This is a genomic window from Pseudomonas sp. CMR5c (assembly GCF_003850545.1).
In the GTDB taxonomy this organism is placed as follows: domain Bacteria; phylum Pseudomonadota; class Gammaproteobacteria; order Pseudomonadales; family Pseudomonadaceae; genus Aquipseudomonas; species Aquipseudomonas piscis.
This window is the reverse complement of record NZ_CP027705.1, coordinates 2,697,867-2,717,859: the sequence shown is the minus strand read 5'-3', so window position 1 is coordinate 2,717,859 and position 19,993 is coordinate 2,697,867. Positions and strand designations below refer to the sequence as shown.

At 67.1% G+C, this 19,993-nt stretch carries 16 protein-coding genes and 1 riboswitch; of the genes, 9 read left to right on the top strand and 7 right to left on the bottom strand.

Translation table 11 applies throughout. The features are described 5' to 3' along the window. The first annotated feature begins 9 nt into the window (after positions 1–9). The 6 genes from C4K40_RS12780 (at position 10) to C4K40_RS12755 (ending at position 7,838) form a co-directional block, all read left to right on the top strand. On the top strand, positions 10–1,359 hold the full coding sequence (locus C4K40_RS12780; protein WP_022643664.1) for an APC family permease: 1,350 nt from the start codon (positions 10–12) through the stop codon (positions 1,357–1,359). 169 nt (positions 1,360–1,528) lie between these two features. Further along, complete coding sequence (locus C4K40_RS12775) at positions 1,529–2,545, top strand: arginine N-succinyltransferase (RefSeq protein ID WP_053138039.1); 1,017 nt, start codon at positions 1,529–1,531, stop codon at positions 2,543–2,545. 43 nt (positions 2,546–2,588) lie between these two features. Continuing rightward, positions 2,589–3,656 (top strand): arginine N-succinyltransferase, encoded by a 1,068-nt coding sequence (locus C4K40_RS12770; protein WP_022643662.1) that lies wholly within the window; start codon positions 2,589–2,591, stop codon positions 3,654–3,656. A 221-nt stretch (positions 3,657–3,877) separates the two neighbouring features. Then, positions 3,878–4,080, top strand: a riboswitch (cobalamin riboswitch). A gap of 152 nt (positions 4,081–4,232) precedes the next feature. After that, positions 4,233–6,152, top strand: a complete 1,920-nt coding sequence (locus C4K40_RS12765) for a TonB-dependent siderophore receptor (RefSeq protein WP_256224285.1) — start codon at positions 4,233–4,235, stop codon at positions 6,150–6,152. 11 nt (positions 6,153–6,163) lie between these two features. Continuing rightward, the gene (locus tag C4K40_RS12760) at positions 6,164–6,916 is read left to right on the top strand and encodes a ferredoxin (RefSeq protein WP_053138033.1); all 753 of its coding nucleotides are present in this window, start codon (positions 6,164–6,166) and stop codon (positions 6,914–6,916) included. Next, positions 6,909–7,838 carry an ABC transporter substrate-binding protein gene (locus C4K40_RS12755; RefSeq protein WP_053138030.1) on the top strand — a complete coding sequence of 310 codons (930 nt, stop codon included), beginning with the start codon at positions 6,909–6,911 and terminating at the stop codon, positions 7,836–7,838. Before C4K40_RS12760 ends, C4K40_RS12755 begins: the two co-directional genes overlap by 8 nt. Positions 7,839–7,979: 141 nt before the next feature. On the opposite strand, the gene C4K40_RS12750 is transcribed toward C4K40_RS12755, so the two are convergent. Then, entirely contained in the window at positions 7,980–9,053 is a 1,074-nt protein-coding gene (locus tag C4K40_RS12750) for a diguanylate cyclase (protein ID WP_053138028.1), read from the bottom strand. A gap of 350 nt (positions 9,054–9,403) precedes the next feature. Between C4K40_RS12750 and C4K40_RS12745 the strand changes: the two genes are divergently transcribed. Both C4K40_RS12745 and C4K40_RS12740 read left to right on the top strand, forming a co-directional pair. Continuing rightward, complete coding sequence (locus C4K40_RS12745) at positions 9,404–10,798, top strand: VOC family protein (RefSeq protein WP_053138026.1); 1,395 nt, start codon at positions 9,404–9,406, stop codon at positions 10,796–10,798. An 89-nt stretch (positions 10,799–10,887) separates the two neighbouring features. Further along, complete coding sequence (locus C4K40_RS12740) at positions 10,888–12,294, top strand: FAD-binding oxidoreductase (protein ID WP_053138022.1); 1,407 nt, start codon at positions 10,888–10,890, stop codon at positions 12,292–12,294. Positions 12,295–12,305: 11 nt separating this feature from the next. Here C4K40_RS12740 and C4K40_RS12735 read toward each other — a convergent pair whose 3' ends face one another. Beyond that, the gene (locus tag C4K40_RS12735) at positions 12,306–12,665 is read right to left on the bottom strand and encodes a hypothetical protein (RefSeq protein WP_256224279.1); all 360 of its coding nucleotides are present in this window, start codon (positions 12,663–12,665) and stop codon (positions 12,306–12,308) included. Between the two features lie 170 nt (positions 12,666–12,835). On the opposite strand from C4K40_RS12735, the gene C4K40_RS12730 reads away from it, so the two are divergent. After that, on the top strand, positions 12,836–13,222 hold the full coding sequence (locus C4K40_RS12730; RefSeq protein WP_053138016.1) for a hypothetical protein: 387 nt from the start codon (positions 12,836–12,838) through the stop codon (positions 13,220–13,222). Positions 13,223–13,512: 290 nt separating this feature from the next. Here the strand turns inward: C4K40_RS12730 and C4K40_RS12725 are convergent, their stop codons facing one another. The 5 genes from C4K40_RS12725 to C4K40_RS12705 form a co-directional block, all read right to left on the bottom strand. Then, positions 13,513–14,610, bottom strand: a complete 1,098-nt coding sequence (locus C4K40_RS12725) for a lipocalin-like domain-containing protein (protein ID WP_053138014.1) — start codon at positions 14,608–14,610, stop codon at positions 13,513–13,515. Beyond that, on the bottom strand, positions 14,600–17,077 hold the full coding sequence (locus C4K40_RS12720; protein ID WP_053138012.1) for an FtsX-like permease family protein: 2,478 nt from the start codon (positions 17,075–17,077) through the stop codon (positions 14,600–14,602). The genes C4K40_RS12725 and C4K40_RS12720 overlap by 11 nt, the downstream gene beginning before the upstream one ends. 1 nt (position 17,078) lies before the next feature. Further along, positions 17,079–17,747 carry an ABC transporter ATP-binding protein gene (locus C4K40_RS12715; RefSeq protein WP_053138007.1) on the bottom strand — a complete coding sequence of 223 codons (669 nt, stop codon included), beginning with the start codon at positions 17,745–17,747 and terminating at the stop codon, positions 17,079–17,081. Positions 17,748–17,935: 188 nt separating this feature from the next. Then, positions 17,936–18,754, bottom strand: coding sequence for a VanW family protein (locus C4K40_RS12710; protein ID WP_053138004.1), 819 nt, complete (start codon positions 18,752–18,754; stop codon positions 17,936–17,938). Positions 18,755–18,935: 181 nt separating this feature from the next. Beyond that, the gene (locus tag C4K40_RS12705; protein WP_053138001.1) at positions 18,936–19,973 is read right to left on the bottom strand and encodes an Ldh family oxidoreductase; all 1,038 of its coding nucleotides are present in this window, start codon (positions 19,971–19,973) and stop codon (positions 18,936–18,938) included. Between the last annotated feature and the right edge of the window lie 20 nt (positions 19,974–19,993).

Genomic DNA, 19,993 nt, shown 5'->3' with positions numbered 1-19,993 from the left:
AAGTGCTTCATGGAGATTGAAGAATTCGGCTACAAGCAGGAACTCAAGCGCGGGCTGAACCTGCGCGACCTGGTGGTCTACGGGATGATCTTCATGATCCCCATCGCCCCGTTCGGGGTCTACGGCTACGTCAACCAGGAGGCTCCGGGCATGGTGCCCCTGGCCTACATCATCGGCATGGTGGCGATGGTCTTCACCGCCCTGAGCTACGGCGCCATGGCCCGCGCCTTTCCCATCGCCGGTTCGGTGTACTCCTATGCCCAGCGTGGCCTCAACCCCCACGTGGGGTTCCTCGCCGGCTGGCTGATGCTCCTGGATTATCTGCTGATCCCACCATTGCTCTATGTCTACGCGGCCATGGCGCTCAACCACCTGTACCCGCAAGTGCCCAAGGTCGGCTTCATCCTGGCGTTCCTGGTCAGCGCCACCTTCGTCAACCTGCGGGGCATCACCTTCACCGCACGGATGAACATCCTGTTCCTGCTGGCGCAACTGGTGGTCCTGGGGATCTTCCTGTTCTACGCCTGGAACGCCCTGCACGGCGGCACCGGCCACGGCGAGCTGACCCTGGCACCGCTCTACAGCCCGGAAAACTTCCACTTCGGCATGCTGATGCAGGGCGTGTCGATCGCGGTGCTGTCATTCCTGGGGTTCGACGCCATCTCGACCCTGGCCGAAGAGGTCAAGGGCGATCCCGGCCGTAGCGTTGGCCGGGCAGCGTTGATCACCCTAGTGGTGATGGGCGCGATCTTCGTGGTGCAGACCTGGATCGCCACCGACCTGGCAGCGGGCATGGGCTTCAAGTCCGCCGACACCGCCTTCTACGAGATCGCCGAACTGGCAGCCGGCAGCTGGTTGGCGACCCTCACCGGGGTGGCCACGGCGCTGGCCTGGGGCGTGGCAGTGGCCATCACCTCGCAAGCGGCGGTATCGCGCCTGCTGTTCGGCATGGCCCGCGACGGCAAGCTGCCCAAGGTGCTGGCCAAGGTCCACCCCAAGCACAACACCCCGCACATCAGCATCTACCTGGTAGCGCTGTTGTCGCTGGTGATCTGCTACCTGTTCATCGACTCGGTGGACACCCTCACCTCGCTGGTCAACTTCGGCGCCCTGAGCGGCTTCATGCTGCTGCACATCACCGTGATCAACTTCTACTGGCGCCGGCAGAAGTCCGGCCAGGTGCTGCGCCACCTGGTCTGCCCGTCGATCGGTTTCGTGATCGTCTGCGCCATCATGTACAACATGGGCGTGGACGCGCAGAAACTTGGCGCCATTTGGGTGGTCGCAGGATTGGTATACCTGTTCGTGCTCAACCGGCTGGGCAACGGTGCCGCCCTGCCGGATCCGCTCAAGCAATAGTGAACACGGCGCGTTGCCCTGCGGGGTGACGCGCCATCCCGGCACGGCCATCAAGAGCAGCCCGGGAACCGGCCGCCGGATGCCACGGCCGGAGACAATGCGTGGTAATCGACAGTGATGTCTGGCTGCCCGGCCCAAAGCCGGCGGCCCTTGATACAGGAGTGCACCCATGCTGGCCTTGCGTCCCGTGGCGTTATCCGATCTGCCCCAACTGCGGCGCCTGGCCCGCGAACGCCTGCTGGGCGTGACCTCGCTGGTGGACGACGAAACCTGCCTGCGGGAAAAGATCCTCGACTCCCTGGCGTCCTTCGCCAAGGCCGAGGCCGGCCAGGGGCCGGAGAACTATTTCTTCGTCCTCGAAGATCCCGCCACCAGCCGGCTGCATGGCTGCTCCGACATCCTGGCCACGGCCGGCTTCAGCGAACCGTTCTACAGCCTGCGCAACCGCCCGTTCATCAGCAGCTCGCGGGAGCTGGACATCCAGCATGGGGTGCCGACCCTGTCGCTGTGCCACGACCTGAGCGAGCAGACCCTGCTGCGCAGCTTCCACATGGACGTCGAACTGGCCGGCAGCCCCCTGGCGCAACTGACCTCCCGGGCCCGCTTGCTGTTCATCGCCGCCCACCCCCAGCGTTTCGCCGACAGCTGCATCAGCGAAATCGTCGGCTACAGCGACACCGACGGCCAATCACCGTTCTGGGAGGCGGTGGGCCAGCATTTCTTCGACCTGCCCTATGTCGAGGCCGAGCGCCTGTGCGCCCTGCAGGGACGCGGGTTCCTGGTCGAGCTGATGCCCCAGTACCCGATCTACATCCCGATGCTGGCGCAGGCGGCCCAGGACTGCATCGGCCGCATCCATCCCGACGCCCGGGAAGCCTGCGACATCCTGGTGGACGAAGGTTTCGCCCCGACCCAGTACGTCGACCTGTTCGATGCCGGACCGACCCTGCAGGCGCGCACCAACGAACTGCGCTCGATCATCCAGAGCCGGATGGCCACCAGCTACTTCGCCGCGCAGAGCGGCCGGGGCCGACCATGGCTGTTGAGCAACGACCGCCTGCAAGGTTTCCGCGCCATCGTCGCGCTGCTCGACGAAGCTCCAGAGGAACGTATCGGTCTTGGCCAAGAGATGTTCCAGGCCTTGCAACTGGAGCCCGGCGCTGCCGTGCGGAGCATTGCGCTATGACCCTTTATCGACTCGCAACCGTGGCATTGCCAGGAGCCCGTGCATGATCGTGCGCCCGATTCGCGTCTCCGACCTGCCCGCGCTGCTGCGTCTGCTGGGGGGCAGCCAGCGAGAACTGGACAACCTCAGCACCGACCCCGAGCGCCTGGACCATCGGGTGCGCTGGGCCCAGCGCACGTTCGCCGGCCAGGTGGAACGCGCCGATGCCGACTACCTGTTCGTGCTGGAAGATGACGAGCAGCAGGTGATCGGCATCTGTGGCTTGAGCGGTGCCATCGGCCTGCGCGAGCCCTGCTACAACTACCGGCTCGGCATCACTCGCGGCAGCGCCCCGGGACTGGGTATCGAGAAACAGATCCCGACCCTGTTCTTGAGCAACGACATGGCCGGGCAATCCCAGCTGTGCTCGCTGTTCCTGCGCCACGACCTGCGCCAGGGCTATACCGGGCGCCTGCTGTCCACGGCGCGCTTGTTGTTCGTCGCCGAGTACCCGGCGCTGTTCGGCGACAAGCTGGTGGTGGAGTTGCGCGGCCAGGTCGACAGCCAAGGTTGCTCGCCGTTCTGGGACAGCCTGGGGCGGCACTTCTTCAAGATGGATTTCCAGCAGGCCAACCGCCTGTCCAGCCATGGCGGCAAGTCCTCCATCGCCGAGCTGATGCCGCGCCAGCCGCTCTATACCTGCCTGCTCAGCCTCCAGGCCCAGGCGGCCATCGGCCAGGCCCATGCCAGCACCGAACAGGCGGTGGGCATCCTGCGCGACGAAGGTTTCAGCCACCAGGGTTGCATCGATGTGTTCGACGGTGGCCCGCTGATCGAGGCCGAAGTGGCGAAGATCCGCAGCGTGCGTGAAAGCCAGGTCCTGCCGTTGCTGGTGGGCAACCCGGACGAGCAGGCGCCGATGTGGCTGATCCACAACCGGCGCCTGGAGAGCTGCCGCATCACCGCCGCGCCCGGGCGCCTGGTGGCCGGCTGCCTGCTGGTGGACCGCCAGACCACCAAGCGCCTGCAACTGCAACCCGGTGACTCGGTGCGTGCGGTGCCATTGCTGGCCTGCCCCGCCGATGCCGGTGGCCAGGCCCAGGTACGCACCTCCCCCGCCACCGCCTGGTAACGCCGGGCAAACCCGCTTGGTATAGCCGCTGCCGCAGGCTGCGCACGACCACGCAGCGGGCGCAAACCTTGCGCACTCCACAATGAAGGCCCCGCGGGCCTTGGCGCAGCTTCGCAGGCTCAGCAGCGGCTACGGGAGCTGGGCTGGGCGATAACGGCATGACTGCACAGCGGACGCAATCGTGGCGGCCACAGGATTGACGAACGGCCGGACGGATGTTCAGATGCCGCCCTGTTTCAGGTGCCTCACGCCGCCGTGCGTGAGGTGAAACGGGAAACCGGTGCGCCCCCAGGGGCAAGTCCGGTGCTGCCCCCGCAACGGTAAGCGAGTGCTGCATTCAACACGCCACTGTACCCAAGGTATGGGAAGGCGAATGCAGCCAGCCTCGCAAGCCCGGAGACCGGCCTGAAGCATCTGTTTGGCAATCCTGCGGTGGGCGGGCATGGGCCGGTGTGGGCGCGTGCGCGTGCCTGCCACCTTCTCCCTGCGTGCTTCCCGAAGACACTTTCGAGAAGACCAACAATGACAACAACAGACAATTCCCTTGCGCGCGACTGGCGCGCTCCGCGCCGTTCCATGGGCGGCGCCCTGCTCGGCTGCCTGTTCAGCCCCTGGCTGCTGGCGGACGACACCTCCCTGAAGCTCGAGCAGCAGTTCGTCTCCGCCCCGTCGGTGGAGTCCACCACCGTGGCCGAGATGGCCAAGTACGGCAGCAAGGTGGAGATCATCGATCGCCAGCAGATCGAACGCGCTGGCCCCAGCAGCGACATCACCCGGGTCCTGCAGATGTACGTGCCAGGCCTCTACGTGGCGCCCAAGAACGGCCCCTTCGACTACGGCACCTATTCGCTGCTGGGTGGGCGCAACGATGACACGCTGATCCTGCTCGATGGCGTGCGCCTGAACAACCGCCTGTACGGCGGTTTGTACCTGGATACCCTGCCAGCCAACGCCATCGAGCGCATCGAAGTGCTCAAGGGCGGCCAGAGCCTGCTGTTCGGCACCCAGGCGGTGTCCGGGGTGATCAACATCGTCACCCGCAGCCCGCAGACCCGCGACGCCTCCGGCGAAGTCAACCTGGGCCTGGACAGCTTCATGGGCAGGAGCGGCGATGCCCGGGTGGAACGCATCGTCAGCAACGGCCTGGGCGACCTCGGCTTGCTGGCCTATGTCAGCCACAACGTCTCCGACGGCTACCAGCCGTTTCGCAACAGCGCCTACAACACCAGCACCCGTGACAAGAAGCGCTCCTATGAGGTGACCACCTTCGGCGCCAAGGCGATCCAGGGGTTCGGCGACGACTCGCGCCTGGAGTTGTTCTACCAGTACACCGACGCCAACCTGGATTTCGCCCGCGCCGCGAACAACAAGAAGACCACCAACGACCGGGTCCAGCAGATCGCCACCGCCACCTTCGAGCAACGCCTGGGCGAGCGCTTCAGCTACTTCGTCAAGGGCCATGTCAACGATTGGGACACGCGCTACACCCGTATCAACAGCAACGATGATGGCGGCATCAAGGTCATCAACCACAACGACTACTGGGGCTTCACCGACTGGGGTGTGCAAGCCGAGGGCAAGGCCGAGCTGGACGGCGGCCATGTGCTGGTGTTCGGTACCGACAACCAGTGGTTCAAGGGCCAGGACGACGTACTCAAGATCGACGACAACAAGGCCCAGGCCAACGCCCTGTATACCCAGTTGCGCCCGGTGTTCGAAGCCCTGCCGGACTGGCACCCGAGCATCGGCGTGCGCCACGAGAAAATCAGCGGCGGCGAGAGCGCCACGGTGGGCATGCTCACCTCGCGGTACGACCTCACGCCCAACTGGCAACTGCGCGGCCAGTACGGCAATGCCTTCAAGCTGCCCAACGCCGAGCAGTTGTTCGCTAACGAACCCTATGAAAAAGGCAACCGCAACCTCAAGCCGGAAAAGAGCGTCAACGCTGAGTTGGGCCTGGACTACAAGGGCAGCCTGCTGGCCGGTGAATTCAATGCCAGCGTCACCGCCTACCGGCGCAAGATCGACGACCTGATTGCCCTGGACGGTATCAACTTCGTCAACGGTGACAGCCAGGTCAGGGTCCGGGGCATCGAGGTGGATGGACGCTGGCAGTTCAGCCCGCAATGGAACCTGTCCGCCGACATGACCCGCAACCTGGTCGAATCACGCAACGTGACTCTGAGCAACATCCCCGGGTTCTTCGCACGCTCGCGCCTGGGCTTCGAATCGCAGGCTCGTATGTGGGGCGTGGGCGGCGCGATCCGTTATATCGGCCAGGTCGAGAGTTCGAAGAAAGTGGACTACGGCCATTACTCGGTGGTGGATGCCGACGCTTATCGCTACCTCGACACGGCCCAGCAGCATCGTCTGAGCCTGCTGGTGGAGAACCTGTTCGACCGCGACTACACCACCAGCATGACCAGCGACAGACCGGCGCTGGACAACCTGGGGCGCCCCTTCACCACCGAAGTGCGCTACACCTACCGCTTCTGAGGCCGACCGACATGCATGAACACTATCAACGGGTGTTGTTCGTCGGTCCCGGTCTGCTGGGTGGCGCCCTCGGCCAGGCCTTCTGCCGCGAGCTCGAGGGCCTGCGCGACGACAGCGTCGAGACCCGGGTGATCGATACCCTGGATGGCTTCGACAGTCTCTGGGCGGCCCTGGACGAAACGCTGGCCAAGGCTGGCGCGGCGTTGCTGGTGGTGGACCTGGAGCCCAGCTCCGACAGCGCCTACCTGGACTGGCTGCGCGATGAACTGGGACGCCGCGCCCGTGCCCACTCCCAGGCGCCACGGCTGTGGGTCACCGCCCAGGCCCTGGGTCGCCGGGGGCTGGATGCGGCCCTGGCCTGGGCCAGCATCGCCCAGCGCGAACGCCACCTGCCATGCGACCAGGTCAACCCGGTGGCCAGCGATCCGGACTGGTCGCAGGTGCCGCCCCACGCCCGCCAGGTATTGCTCTGCACCGGCCCGCGCTGTGTCCGGCGCGGCGCCCTGCCCTTGTGGAAGACCCTGCGTCGCGAGCTGCTGCGCCTTGACCTCATGGAGAAGCCCGGAGGCGTGCTGCTGACCCGCACCGCCTGCCAGTTCCCCTGCAACCTGGGACCGGTGCTCACCGTGCACCCGGATGGCTGCTGGTACCGGGTCGAGAACGACCAGCAGGTGCTGCAACTGGTGGAGGGGCACCTGTTGGCAGGCGAGCCCGTCGCCCAGTTGCAGATTGCCGCTCCTTATGGAGTATCCAGCGATGCCTAGGACAACCCGGGCCAGGTGCCTGGCCATCCTGCTGTGGCTGGCCAGTGGGCCGGCCCTGGCCGGCAACTACGAAAACTGCGGCAAGAGCTGGCCCAGCCCCGGAACCCCGCAGCGCATCGTCGCCCTCAACCAGCACAGCGCCGACCTGCTGCTGGCCCTGGGCGCCGGGCCGGCGCTGATCGGCGTCGCCTACCTGGACGACGATGGCCAGGCCATGGCCCAGGGGCACTACCACGGGGTGCCGGTGATCGCCCGCCAATACCCGTCGGCCGAGGTGCTGTACAACCTCAAGCCCGACCTGGTGGTGGGCGGTTTCGCCTCGGCCTTCCCCAACAACTTCAGCTCCCGCGAGCGCCTGGGCGCCATCGGCGTCGGCAGCTACCTGCTGGAGTCGGCCTGCGCCGGGCATGACGAGGACTACTTCGGGCACATCCGCCGCGACCTGCTGACCCTGGGCCAGTTGTTGGGCAAGCAGGAACGGGCACGGCAGTTGATTGCCCAGATGGATACCGACCTCGCCTCGGCCCGGACCCTGTACCAGGACCAACCCCAGCCCTCGGTGTTCTACCTGGACAGCGAGGTCAACGGCCTGGCCAGCCAGGGTCGGCGCGGTTTTGTCGGGGTATTGCTGCAAGCCGCCGGAGCCCGCAACAGCTTCGCCGCCATCGACCGCCCGCGCCTGGTGGTGGACAGCGAGACCCTGCTGGCCAACGACCCGGACGTGATGCTGCTGGCCGATGCCCTGTGGTCGCCGGCCGCGCGCAAGCGCCGCCTGCTGCACAGCGATCCGGTGCTGTCGCGGCTGCGGGCAGTGCGCGAGCAACGCCTGATCGACATCCCCTTCACCCAGCTGGTCCCCGGTATCGCCAGCGCCCGCACCGCCCTGGAACTGGCCCGGCGCCTGCACCCGCCACAGGAATGAGCGCACAACGACAGCGGCCCTGCCTCGGTGGCCGCTGCCGCAAGCTGCGCACAGCCGCGCAGCGGACGCAAAACGTGAGCGCGTCCCCCATCGCCGCAAGGTCCTGCGGGCCTGGGCGCAGCTGCGCAGGCTCGGTTGCGGCTACAGGGAGTTGAGCAGGTGCAGTTGTGGCGGATGGCAACTGACGTTGTCGCGCCCGCAAGTCTTGGCCGCATACAGCGCCTGGTCGGCGTCGTTGAGCCAGCCCATGGCCTCCTCATGCCGGGGGTCGAAGGCGGCCAGGCCGATGCTCAGGCTGACCTGCAAGGCCGGGGTCTGCTCATAGCCCAGGGCGCCGAAACGCCCGCGCAGGGCTTCCATGAGCTCGGCGGCATGCTCCAGGGGAACGTCCGGCAGGATCACGCAGAACTCGTCGCCACCATAGCGGCCGGCCTGGTCGCTGCTGCGCAGGTTCTGGCGCAGCAGCTTGCTCAACTGGCGCAGCACCACGTCGCCGGCCACATGGCCATAGGTATCGTTGATGGCCTTGAAGTGATCGATATCGATCAGGGCGATGGCGCCGCCATGGTCCTGGCGCTTGCAGCGCTGGAACTCGATTTCCAGCTGGTCCTTCCAGGCGCCGTGGTTGAGCAATCCGGTCAGGCTGTCGGTGCGGCTCAAGGCCAATAGCTCGCGCTTGTGCCGGGCCAGGGTCACCGCCTGCTGGTAGCAGATGTACCCCAGGACCAACGGGTACAGGGTCAGCATCGGCAGGCAGGCATACAGCTGCTCGGGCGTGGTCCGGGCACTGAAGGCGAAACCGAAGATCCCCAGGCCCAGGCCGATCCCCAACAGTTGGGCCACGCAGCCAGCGAGAAAGAACCGCACCCCGCCCATGGCGATATTGTTCATGGCCATCATGCCCAGGGTGGTGGCCAGCGGCAGCGGGTTGAACTGCATGGCCGTGACCCAGAAACCGCCCAGCAGCGAATCCACCAGCAAATTGCGGTACTCGGCGCGAAACGGCTGCCGGGCCAGGCGCGCCCACTGGTAGGCCAGGTGTGGCCAGGCGAAGGCGTTGAACAACATGAAGCCCCACACCCAGGGCGCGGGATGCAGCGGCGCCATGCCCTCGAACACGCAGAAGAACCCCAGGGCCAGGCCCAAGGTGCGCGAGCGGTAGAGCCTCCTGGCCAGTGACAATCCCTTTCCTCTGGTGCACTGCGCAGGGACCAAGTCGCCTCCGTCCAGCCATGGGAAAGATACAGCGAGCGGATGAGCATCGAGCCAGGGGCATCGAGCGACATGGGCACAAAACGCCAGCATGGCACAGGCCCTGTTTTACCAGCCTCGGCGCGAGGTTTCGGGAATATTTGGCTATAACCGCGCCGCGCTCGATAACCATTTCCCTGGTCACGGTGCGCCCTTGTACTCACTCGCTGCCAACGCCCGGAGCGGGTGCCATGCATTCGTTTGCAGAATGAAGTTCAGAGGAACTTTCGTTTGTCAGCCCTGGCGGCGCTGCGCAGAATCGAGGCCGACCCGCTCCACTCACGCCTCGATCCACAGCCACGGGAACCTTGTCCATGAGCAACCAGCGCTTCGTCAGTCCTGACCTGATCCGCCAGGGATTTTCCCGGGCCATGTCGGATATGTACCGTGAGGAAGTGCCGCTGTATGGCGACCTGATGCAACTGGTGGCCCAGGTCAACGCCCAGGTGCTGGAGCAACAACCGGCCATTGCCCGGCACCTGCGACACACCGGCGAGTTGCAGCGCCTGGACCTGGAGCGCCATGGCGCGATCCGCGTCGGCACCGCCGCCGAACTGGCGACCCTGGCGCGCCTGTTCGCCGTGATGGGCATGCAGCCGGTGGGCTACTACGACCTCACCCCCGCCGGGGTGCCGGTGCATTCCACGGCGTTTCGCGCGGTGCATGAACAGGCCCTGCAGGTCAGCCCGTTCCGGGTCTTCACCTCGCTGCTGCGCCTGGAGCTGATCGACAACCCCGACCTGCGCGTATTCGCCGAGCAGGTGCTGGCGCGGCGCGCGATCTTCACCCCCCGGGTGCTGGAGCTGATCCATCAGGCCGAGGACCAGGGCGGCCTGGCCGCCGACGCCGCCGAGGACTTCATCCAGCAAGCCCTGGAGACCTTCCGCTGGCACCACCACGCCACGGTCAGCGCCGCCCAGTACGCCAACCTCAGCGCCCAGCACCGGCTGATCGCCGACGTGGTGGCGTTCAAGGGCCCGCATATCAACCACCTGACCCCGCGCACCCTGGACATCGACGAAGTACAGCGGTTGATGCCCGCGCATGGCATCACCCCCAAGGCGGTGATCGAGGGCCCGCCGCGCCGCGATTGCCCGATCCTGCTGCGCCAGACCAGCTTCAAGGCCCTGGAGGAAAGCGTCGCCTTCACCGACCAGGCGCACAACCAGGGCAGCCACAGCGCCCGCTTCGGCGAGATCGAACAGCGTGGTGCGGCCCTCACGCCCAAGGGCCGCATGCTCTACGACCGCTTGCTGAACGCGGCCCGCGATGAGCTCGGTGACTTCCCCAGCGAAGCCAATGCCCAGCGCTACAACCAGCTGATGCAGCAGCACTTCGCCGAGTTTCCCGACGACCACGACGCCATGCGCCAGCAGGGCCTAGCCTATTTCCGTTATTTCGCCAGCGAAGCCGGGCTCGCCGCCCGCACCGAGCCCGGTCGCCCTACCACGGTGCAAGCGCTGCTGGCCGCCGGGCACCTGGGCTGCGAGCCCCTGGTGTACGAAGACTTTTTGCCGGTCAGCGCCGCCGGGATCTTCCAGTCCAACCTCGGCGACGACAGCCAGAGCCATTACGCCGGGCGCTCCAACCGCCAGGCATTCGAAACGGCCCTGGGCCGGCCGACCCTCGATGAATTGCAGCTGTACGCCCAAACCCAGCAGCGCTCCCTGGAGCAGTGTGCCGAAGCCCTGGGCCTGTCCGCCCTGTAAGCGCAAGAATTCATGGCCGGGAAACGGCGGCAAGGCTATCCTGCCGCCATTTGCGCCACCTGCGGGTGGCGTCTTCCAGGGATGGTTCCATGAAACTCAGCACCGGCCTGCTGTTCTGCGTCGCACTGGGCCTGGCCTCGACCAGCCACGGCGAACAAATCGTCAACGACATCACCCAACTCAATCCCATCGTGGTCGACCAGGTGGCGCAACCTACTCGCCTGGAGCAAATCGTCCAGCTGGTGGCCAATCACCCCGGGCCCATCGCCATCGGCGGCGGCCGCTACAGCATGGGTGGTCAGACCGCCACCGAGCACGCGCTGCAGATCGACATGCGGCGCTTCGACCAGGTCCTGGCGTTCTCCCGCGAGCGCAAGGAAATCACGGTCCAGGCCGGTATCACCTGGCGCGCCCTGCAAACCTTCATCGACCCTTACGACCTCTCCGTGAGCATCATGCAGAGCTACGCCAACTTCACCGTCGGCGGCGCCCTGAGCGTCAACGCCCATGGCCGCTACATCGGCTATGGGCCGCTGGTGAGCTCGGTGAAGTCGATCAAGCTGGTGCTGGCCGACGGCCAGGTGATCGAGGCCAGTCCGCAGCACCATGCCGAGCTGTTCTACGGCGCCATCGGCGGCTACGGCGGCCTGGGGGTGATAGCCGAAGCCACCTTGCAGCTGAGCGACAACGTGCGCCTGCTGCGGACCTTCGAAGAAATGCCCCTGGAGCGCTACAACGACTATTTTTTCCAGCACATCGCCAATGATCCCAAGGTGATCCTGCACAACGCCGTGCTCTATCCCAACCAGTACCAGCACCTGCGCGCGGTGTCCTACAGCCAGACCGAGCTGCCGGTGACGGTCGAGGAACGCCTCACGCCCCTGGACCGCAACTACTGGAAGGAACGCCGGGCCATGAAGGTGGTGAGCCAATGGCCCATGGGCAAGTCGATCCGCGAGGAGGTCATCGACCCGCTGGTATTCAAGCGCCAGCAGGTGGTCTGGCGCAACTACGAGGCCAGCCTCGACGTGCGTGAGCTGGAGCCGGCATCCCGGGCCAGGCGCACCTACGTGTTGCAGGAGTACTTCGTGCCCCCTGGGCAGTTGCAAGGCTTCGTCGAGGACATGGGCGATACCCTGCGCAGGCACAAGGTCAATGTGATCAACCTGTCCATCCGCCACGCCAAGGCCGATCCCGGTACGCTGCTGGCCTGGGCCCGGACCGAAGTATTCGCCCTGGTGCTGTACTACCAGCAAGACACCCGCCCGGCCGCCCGCGATGAGGTGCGCCAGTGGACCCGGTCCCTGGTGGACAGCGCCATCCGCCACGGCGGCAGCTACTACCTGCCCTACCAGATCCTGGCCACGCCTGAGCAGTTCCACGCGGCCTATCCCCGGGCCAACGAGTTCTTCGCCCTCAAGGCACGGGTCGATCCGCACAACAAGTTCCGCAACAAGCTGTGGGATGCCTATGCCCCGCAGCGCCCGAGCCAATAACCCTCGGGGCGCTAGCGGGCGATGGACTTCTGCGAGGCCAGGACCTTGCGCTGTTGCAGGTAGATCACCGCATCGCCATCAAAAGCCAGCACCTTGTCGGCGGTCAGCGGGCTGCCGTCGCCATCTTCGTAGCGCACCCAGCCTTCATCCCACAGGTCGCCGCTGGCATGGCGCACCTGGACGAAGAACAGCGGCGGCTCGGCGCGGGTGATCTCGACGAAGTAACCGCCATCGGCGGCGCCCTGCCACTGGGCCCCGGGGTGGTTGGCCAGGGCCAGGGGCGGCGTCGGGGCGAACTCCATCTTGGCCAGCATCAGGCCTAGCAGCACCAGCGCCAGCACACCGACCGACATCAAGAAGCGTTGCAACAAGATCAATCCCGGATCTCCAATAGCGTCCATGCCCCTGTGGGCTCGGGCAAGGGGCGCATTCTGTTGAACGGGCCTGGCCCGCGCAAGCAAAACCATCGCCGCCTTGCCAGCCTGGCCCGGCTGCGGCAGCCTTGGCGCCAGTCATCTGCCGAGCGACGGAAACCCTGCCCATGCGTATCACCCTCACCGCCTTGTACCCGCATATGCCCGGCGGCCTGTGGGTCGGCTTCAACTGCGCCCTGGGCGAAGGCCGCGGGCGCTGGCCAGGGCCGCCCCCGGTGCTGGCCAGCGTGCACGAAGTGGAAATCAGCCTGGACGATGTGTTCGAGTGCGGGCGCAACATGCACGCTGCCTCGCGCCAGCAATCCGGCCTGGGCTGGAGCACCGAGGGCTTGCGGGTCTGCGGGCAATTGCTGGGGGTGGATGAGGATGGTGCGGCCGCCCTGGCTATCGGCCAGTCCATCGTCCTGCTGGAGGTACGCGGCGATCCCGGAGTGTGCCCACGGTGGGTCGAGATCGATTCCAGCGATGTGGTGTTGCACCCGCTCATGCTCTGAGCGCCAGGCACAAGACACCAGCGCCATTGGCGAGGATCGAGAAATCGAGAAGTGGGTTGGCAGCAAGCAGCTCGCAGGACGCGATGGGGAGGGAGTGTTCGCCCAGTGCTCTGGCCTTGGCAATCCTTGCACCGGTAAAGAGCCCTTGCACCGGGCGAACGGTACGCATTCTAGTGCAACTGCTCAGGAAAGTCCGAGGACTGATTCTGAATAAAACTGCATAGAGGAAATGTCCTATACACGATCAGGACGTTTCACACCCCTGTCGCTGAAATCCGCCAATGGCCATCTCAGTATCCGGTCATCTCCAGATAACCTCGCCCCCCATGGCTGCCACTGAAGTCGATCGGCCCTTCCCAATAGGGCACGCTCAGGTTCATCCACGACTGGGGGTTGAGCGCTCGCGCCTGGATGTCCAGGCCCTTGCCGGGAATCTCCAGGCGCCAGGTGGTGGGCACACGCTTGCCGGCGACCTCGGAATACTCTTGCGCGGTAAGGCGGATCGCCTGCCGGTCCAGGCTCTGGCCATGGCCGTCGGCGTCGATCCAGGTACCGGTGACATAGGGCGTGCCGGCCTCCTCGCGGACCCGGAACAGCATCAGCCGCTCGCCGCTGTCCAGGTGCAGGGAGAACCAGTCCCAACCACTCTGCCCGGCCGCCAGGGGCTGGCTGCTCCACTCCCGGTCGAGCCAAGCCGGGCCGCTGACCTGGTAGCGCTGGCCATCGATCTGCAATTCGCCAGATGCCTGGAAGAACGGCTGGCTGTAGTAGTAGGAAGCCTGGCCCTGATCGGACTTGCGGCTGTAGCCGCCCTGCCCCTGGAGCACCAGCGGGCCCTTGCCGGACAACTGCAGGCGGTAGGCGAACCCCGGCCCATGGGCCTGTACCTGCATCTGCGCCAGGGGGTCGCCGGCCTGCGCGAGGCTGGTCAGGCTCCAATCGTCGATCCAGGCCGCAAACGGTTGCGCGCTGACCCCGGCCTGGCCGACGCCGCCCCGGGCGAATCGCTCGGCCGCCTGGTGGCTGTTGGCCGAAGTGGCCGCTGCATGCCCCAGCCAGACCAGCGGCGCGCCCCAGCCAGCCTGCTCCGGCTCGGCACGCAAGGCGCTGCGAAACAGCGTCCACTGCACGCCGAAACGCCGGCCCTGGGCATCGCTGAGGTCGGCCGTGAGGTACCACCACTCGATGCGAAACCCATCGTGGGCGCCATGATCGGCCGGGAAGCTGAAGGTCCGCCCCGGCCGCACCGGGGTGAATTGCGCCGCCTCGTTACCCAGCCCGGCGAACCCCTGGGGTGCTTCGGCGCCCTGGTCGCAGCCGGCCAGTCCCAGGGGCAGCGCCAGGATCCAGGCCAGGAGCCGACAGCGCCACGGGCGTTCAATCTTCATGGGCGAAGCTGCGTAGCAAGTCTGCCGGTTGCGCCCGGTACAGGCGCAGCAACGGCCAGGCCGAGGCCAGCAAGGTGGCCAGCATGGCCAGCCCCAACAGCTGCATCAGTTGCCCGGGGAATACCCGCAACGGCAGGCGCCAGCCGAAGGCCTGGACGTTGATCACGGTATCCAGGCACCAGGCCAGGAGGACCCCCAGGGGCAACGCCAGGACCAGGGTCAGCAAGGCCAGCAGCCAGGTCTGGCCCAGGTTGAGCAGCGCCAACTGGCGCCGGCCCACGCCCAGGGCCCAGAGCGGCGCCAACTGGCCCAGGCGACTCTGGCTCTGGGTCAGCAGGCTGATGAACAAGGCCACGGCGGACACCCCCAGGGTCAGGCTGTTGAGGGCGGCGGTGGCGGCGAAGGTGCGTTCGAAGACCTGCAGCGACCAGCCCTTGAGCCGGGCCTGGTCGACGATCCGGCTGTCGTCCAGTTGCCAGCGTTGTTGCAGCGTCTGGATCAGCGGTGCGCGCGTGCCTGGCTCCAGGCGCAGGTTGAAGCGGTTCGGCGCCAGCCCTGGCCAGTGTTGCAACAGGTGCCCGGCGTTCACCAGCAGATGCCCCTTGGGGTTGCCATAGTCGGCGTAGATCCCCAGCACCCGCGGCGCCCATTGCCCGCCGGGCACCGGCAACGGCAGGTGGTCCCCCGGGCGCAGGTCCAGGCGCCTGGCCAATTGCTCGCTGAGCATCAGGCCATCCTCGCTGGCCAGCCGGTCCCAGGGCCGCTCGCCCTCGGCTTCCAGCAACGGCCAATGCTGGCGATAAGCCGGATGGTCGATCACCCCATACAAATCCGCCGGCCAGCCCTGGACCTGCAACGGTACCTGCCACACCGGCAGGCTCGCCTGCACTCCGGGCTGTTCGGCCAGCCAGCGTTGCAGTTGCCGGGCCTGTTGCGCGTCCCGCGGGTTGATATACAGATCGGCGCTCAGGCGCTGCTCCAGCCAGTCGCCGAAGGTCTGGCGAAAGCCCGCGGTCATGCTGCCGGCGCCGACGTTCGCCGCCAGGGCCAGCAGCAACGCCATCAGCGCCAGGCTCAGGGCCGGCAACTGCTGCCGGCAATCGGCCAGGAACCATTGCCCCAACGCCCCGTGCCGGCGCCCGAGCAAGGCCCCCAGCAAGGCATTGAGCAGCACCGGCAAGCCCAGGGCCGCGGCCAGCAACAGCGCCGCCATCAACACGAACCCACTGGCCAGGCTGTTGCCCCAGTACCAGGCCGCCAAGCCGCTCAATGCCGCGCAGATCGCCACCCGGCCCTGGCGCCGCAGCCAACGGGCATGGGCCTGGTGCCAGGCCTGGGGGGCGGCCAGGGCCAGCAATGGCAGGCGCGCCGCCCGCAGCAGGCTGGCGGCACCGGCGAGCAAGGCGCCGAGCAAAGCCAGGCCAATGCCGCTGAACCACCACCAGGGGCTCAAGCTCAGTTGCCCGGGCACCTGGGCGCCATACAGGCCGCGCAGGCTGGCAGCGACATCGGGCAGCAAGGCGCCAGCCAGCAGGTAGCCGCTGATCACCCCCGCCACCCCGCCCAGCAGCGCCAGGCCTGCGAGTTCGAGGCCCAGGCAGGCAATCAGTTGTCGGGCGCTGACCCCGCAGGCCCGCAGGGTACGCAACAGGCCGCGGCGTTGTTCCAGGGCCAGGCCGATGGCGGCGTGGACGATGAACAAACCCACCACGAAGGACAAGAACCCCAGGGCATCCAGGTTCAGGTGGAAACTCTCGGTCAACCGCGCCAGGTCGCCCTGGGCATCGCCCTGGCGCAGCACCAGTTGCCCGGCCAGCGCCGTGGGCAGGGGCGGCGCCTGGTCGGCGAAGTCCTTGGCCAGCAGCAGGCGGCTGAGCTGGCCTGGCTGGCCCAGCAATGGCTGGGCGAAACCGATGTCCATCAATAGCAGGCCCGGGGCCATGTCCGCCCGCGCCTGGAGCGGTGGCAGGCGTTGGCCATCCTCGGTCCGGGGCTGCTGCCCCTCATGGTAGCCAAGGCTGGCCAGGGTCTGCGGCGCGACCCAGGTGCGCCCCGGCGGGCTGAAGAATTCGGCGATCTGGCGCAAGTCCAGGACCTGTCCGGCAATGGCCGCGCCATTGGGCAGCGACACCGGTTCGATGCCCATCAACTGCAGGGCGGCGTCCTGTCCTTCGAGCTGCACCCGGCCCTGGAGCACCGGCGAGACCGGCCAGCCGGCCCGGCGCAGGTCGACGAACCACTGCTGGGGAAAGCTGCCGCCGCCGGCGGTGGCCAGGCTGGCCTGGGGCTCGCCGCCGATCAGGCGGCTGGCCCGGGCATAGCTGTCGCGGGCCTGGCTATTGAGCGCCAGCACGCCGGTCAGCAGGCTGGTGGCCAGCCACAGTCCGGTCAGCACGCTGAAGAACTGCACCGGGTGCTGGCGCCAATGGCTGAGCAGCGCCCACAGCGCCGTGCCGAAGACTCGCATCTCAGGCCTCGTCCGTGGCGGCCAGGCGCCCGTGGTGCAGGACCACGGTACGTTGCAGGCTGCTGGCGACCCGCTGGCTGTGGGTGACCATCAGCAGGCTGGTGGGGCTGTCCGCCAGCAGCTCCAGCAACAGCTGCAGGACTTCATCGCTGGTGGCTTCGTCGAGGCTGCCGGTGGGTTCGTCGGCCAGCAGCAAGGGTGGCCTGGCGGCCAGCGCGCGGCCCAGGGCCACCCGTTGCTGCTGGCCACCGGAGAGTTGCTCGGGATAGCGCCGCAAGAGCTCCCCCAGGCCCAGGCGCGCCGCCAGGTGGGCCTGCCAGGCCGGGTCGAAGCGCCCAGCCAGGCGCGCCTGGAAGCCCAGGTTGTCCTCGACCCGCAGGCTGCTGATCAGGTTGAACTGCTGGAACACCAGGCCGACCTCGGTACGCCGCCAGTTGGCCAACTGCGCTTCACTCAGCTCCTGCAACTGGCGCTGGCCGACACGGATGCGCCCGGCGTCGAGCCGGTCCAGGCCGGCGATCAGGTGCAGCAAGGTGCTCTTGCCACTGCCGGATTCGCCCATCAACGCCAGGCTGGCGCCCTGCTCCAACTGCAGGTCGACGCCCTGCAACACCGCCAGGGGCCCCTGGGGTGTGGCATAGCTCTTGAACACGCCTTGCACTTCGAGCATCGCGGGGTTCGTCCTTGGGCCAGTGAAGGGGCCAAGGATAAAACAGCCACCGCGCCGTGTGTAACACATGCCTGGAAGATCGGCGCGGGCCGGGTTACGGCCGCTGCGCAGCCGGTCGCAGCCTCGCCGGCTCGACAGCGGCTACAGAGCTTAGCGGGCGTAGCGGGCGCAAGGCCAGGCCGGCAGCGTCAGGCTTGCTCCAGCAAGTCGTCGGCCACCGGGTACTTGACCACCACCCGGTTGCGATACAGGCACTCCTGCTGCACCAGCTCGGAATCCTGGCCCTTGGTGCGGATGTCGCGCCAGATCTGGTTCTCGCGCAGCACCCGACCACCCTCGCGGACGAAACGATGGCCCTGCTGGTAGACGTGATAGCGGTAGTCGCGCGGTTGCTCGCACAACAGTTCGCCCTCGAGCTGGTGCGCGCCGACATGCAGCTTGAGCTGGAAGGCGTGCGGCCCGGGGTTGTGCAGCACCAGGTCGATGTAGTTGTAGAAGATCGCCGCGCCGGAGCCGAAAGGCAGCACCCGGCCCTCGTCGGGAAACGGGTCGAAGCTGTGGTTGGCCCGCTCCACCACTTGCAATGGCGAGTGGATCGCCATCCAGTGGATCAGGTTGCTCAGCTGGCAGATGCCCCCGCCGATACCGCTGCGCGCCTCGCCGAACGACAGCTCCATGCCCTCGACGAACCCCCGCGCCCGACTGGGCCGGCCCACCAGCTGGCAGAAGGAAAAATACTCCCCCGGACCGATGCGCACCCCATCGATGCAAGCCACCGCCAGCCTGAGATTGATCACCTTGTTGTGCTGCAGGGCCAGGTCGCAATCGCCCAGGGTGCGGATCAGCTTGGAGGTGTGCTTGATATAGCGATAAGGCAAGCGTGGGCTACCGGCTACGGGCCGCGCATAACGCCGGCCGGAAAAACGCCAGGCCAGGCTGCGCGCCAGACGCTTCTGGCGCACGCGCAACCAGTACAACAACGGGTGGTACGAAGACAACGGCTTCATCGATGGGTAAGGGCCAGCCCAGGGCCGGCTTCGTCCTTGAAAAAAAGAGCGGCATCTTAGCCGCAAGTCCGCCGCCCCACTAGCCGGCGCGGGATGACAACGCACCGGACAAAGCTCGCCCGCAGGCACAGCGCGAACCTGCTATTGCCTGACCTGCGGACGCTGGCTCCAGGCTGACCCCTTAGTCGTCGCCCGCCAGGCCCCGCAGCCGCGCCAGTTCGGCGGTGGCCAGGGGAATGCCCTCTTGCAGGGATCTGGCCCGGGTGCGGTAGCGCCGGTCACCGGGCAGGCGCTCCAGGCCCACGGCCTGCATCTGCTGTACCAGCTCCTGGCTGCGCTGGGCGAAGCGGCCACCGCCGCAGTGGCTGGGGTCGATGACGATCAGCAACTGGCCGGTCCAGGGCGTCTGTGCCCCGGGATGTCGGGACCAGTCGAACTCGAAGGAGAAGTTGCCTCCTGTCAGCGCCGCCGCCAGCAGCTCCACCATCATCGACAGAGCCGAGCCCTTGTGCCCGCCAAAGGGCAGCAAGGCGCCGCCGTCGAGGATCGCCGCCGGATCGCAGGTGGGCTGGCCGTCCCGATCCACCCCCATGCCCTCGGGCAGCTGCTGGCCCTGGCGCTTGGCGATCTGCACGTCGCCATGGGCAATGGCGCTGGTGGCCAGGTCGAAGACGATGGGCTCGGCGCCTTCGCGGGGCGCGGCGAAGGCAATCGGGTTGGTGCCGAACAGCGGCCGCTGGGCGCCGTGGGGCACCACGCAGGTCATGCTGTTGACCAGGCTCAGGGCCACCAGGCCTTCTTCGGCGAAGGGCTCGACATCCGGCCAGAGCGCGGCGAAGTGATGGGAATTACGGATCGCCAGCACCGCGATCCCGGCGCTGCGGGCCTTGCTCACCAGCGCCTCGCGGGCCGCCGCCAGGGCCGGCTGGGCAAAGCCGCCCCCGGCATCCACCGCCACCACGCCGGGGGCCACATCCTCGACTTGCGGCACGGCCTGACCATCGACCCAGCCGCTGGCCAGGGACGACAGGTAGCCGGGAATGCGGAACACCCCGTGGCTGTGGGAGCCGTCGCGCTGGGCCCGGGCGCAGTTGTCCGCCAGGACCCGGGCCACCTCGGCGCTGGTGCCGTGGCGCAGGAAGATACGTTGCAGAAGATGGGTCAAGGCCGGCAGGTCGAGGTACTCGCTAGCGGCCTGCGCCAGGGGGGCGTCGGACATGGGTGGCTCCATTGGAATTG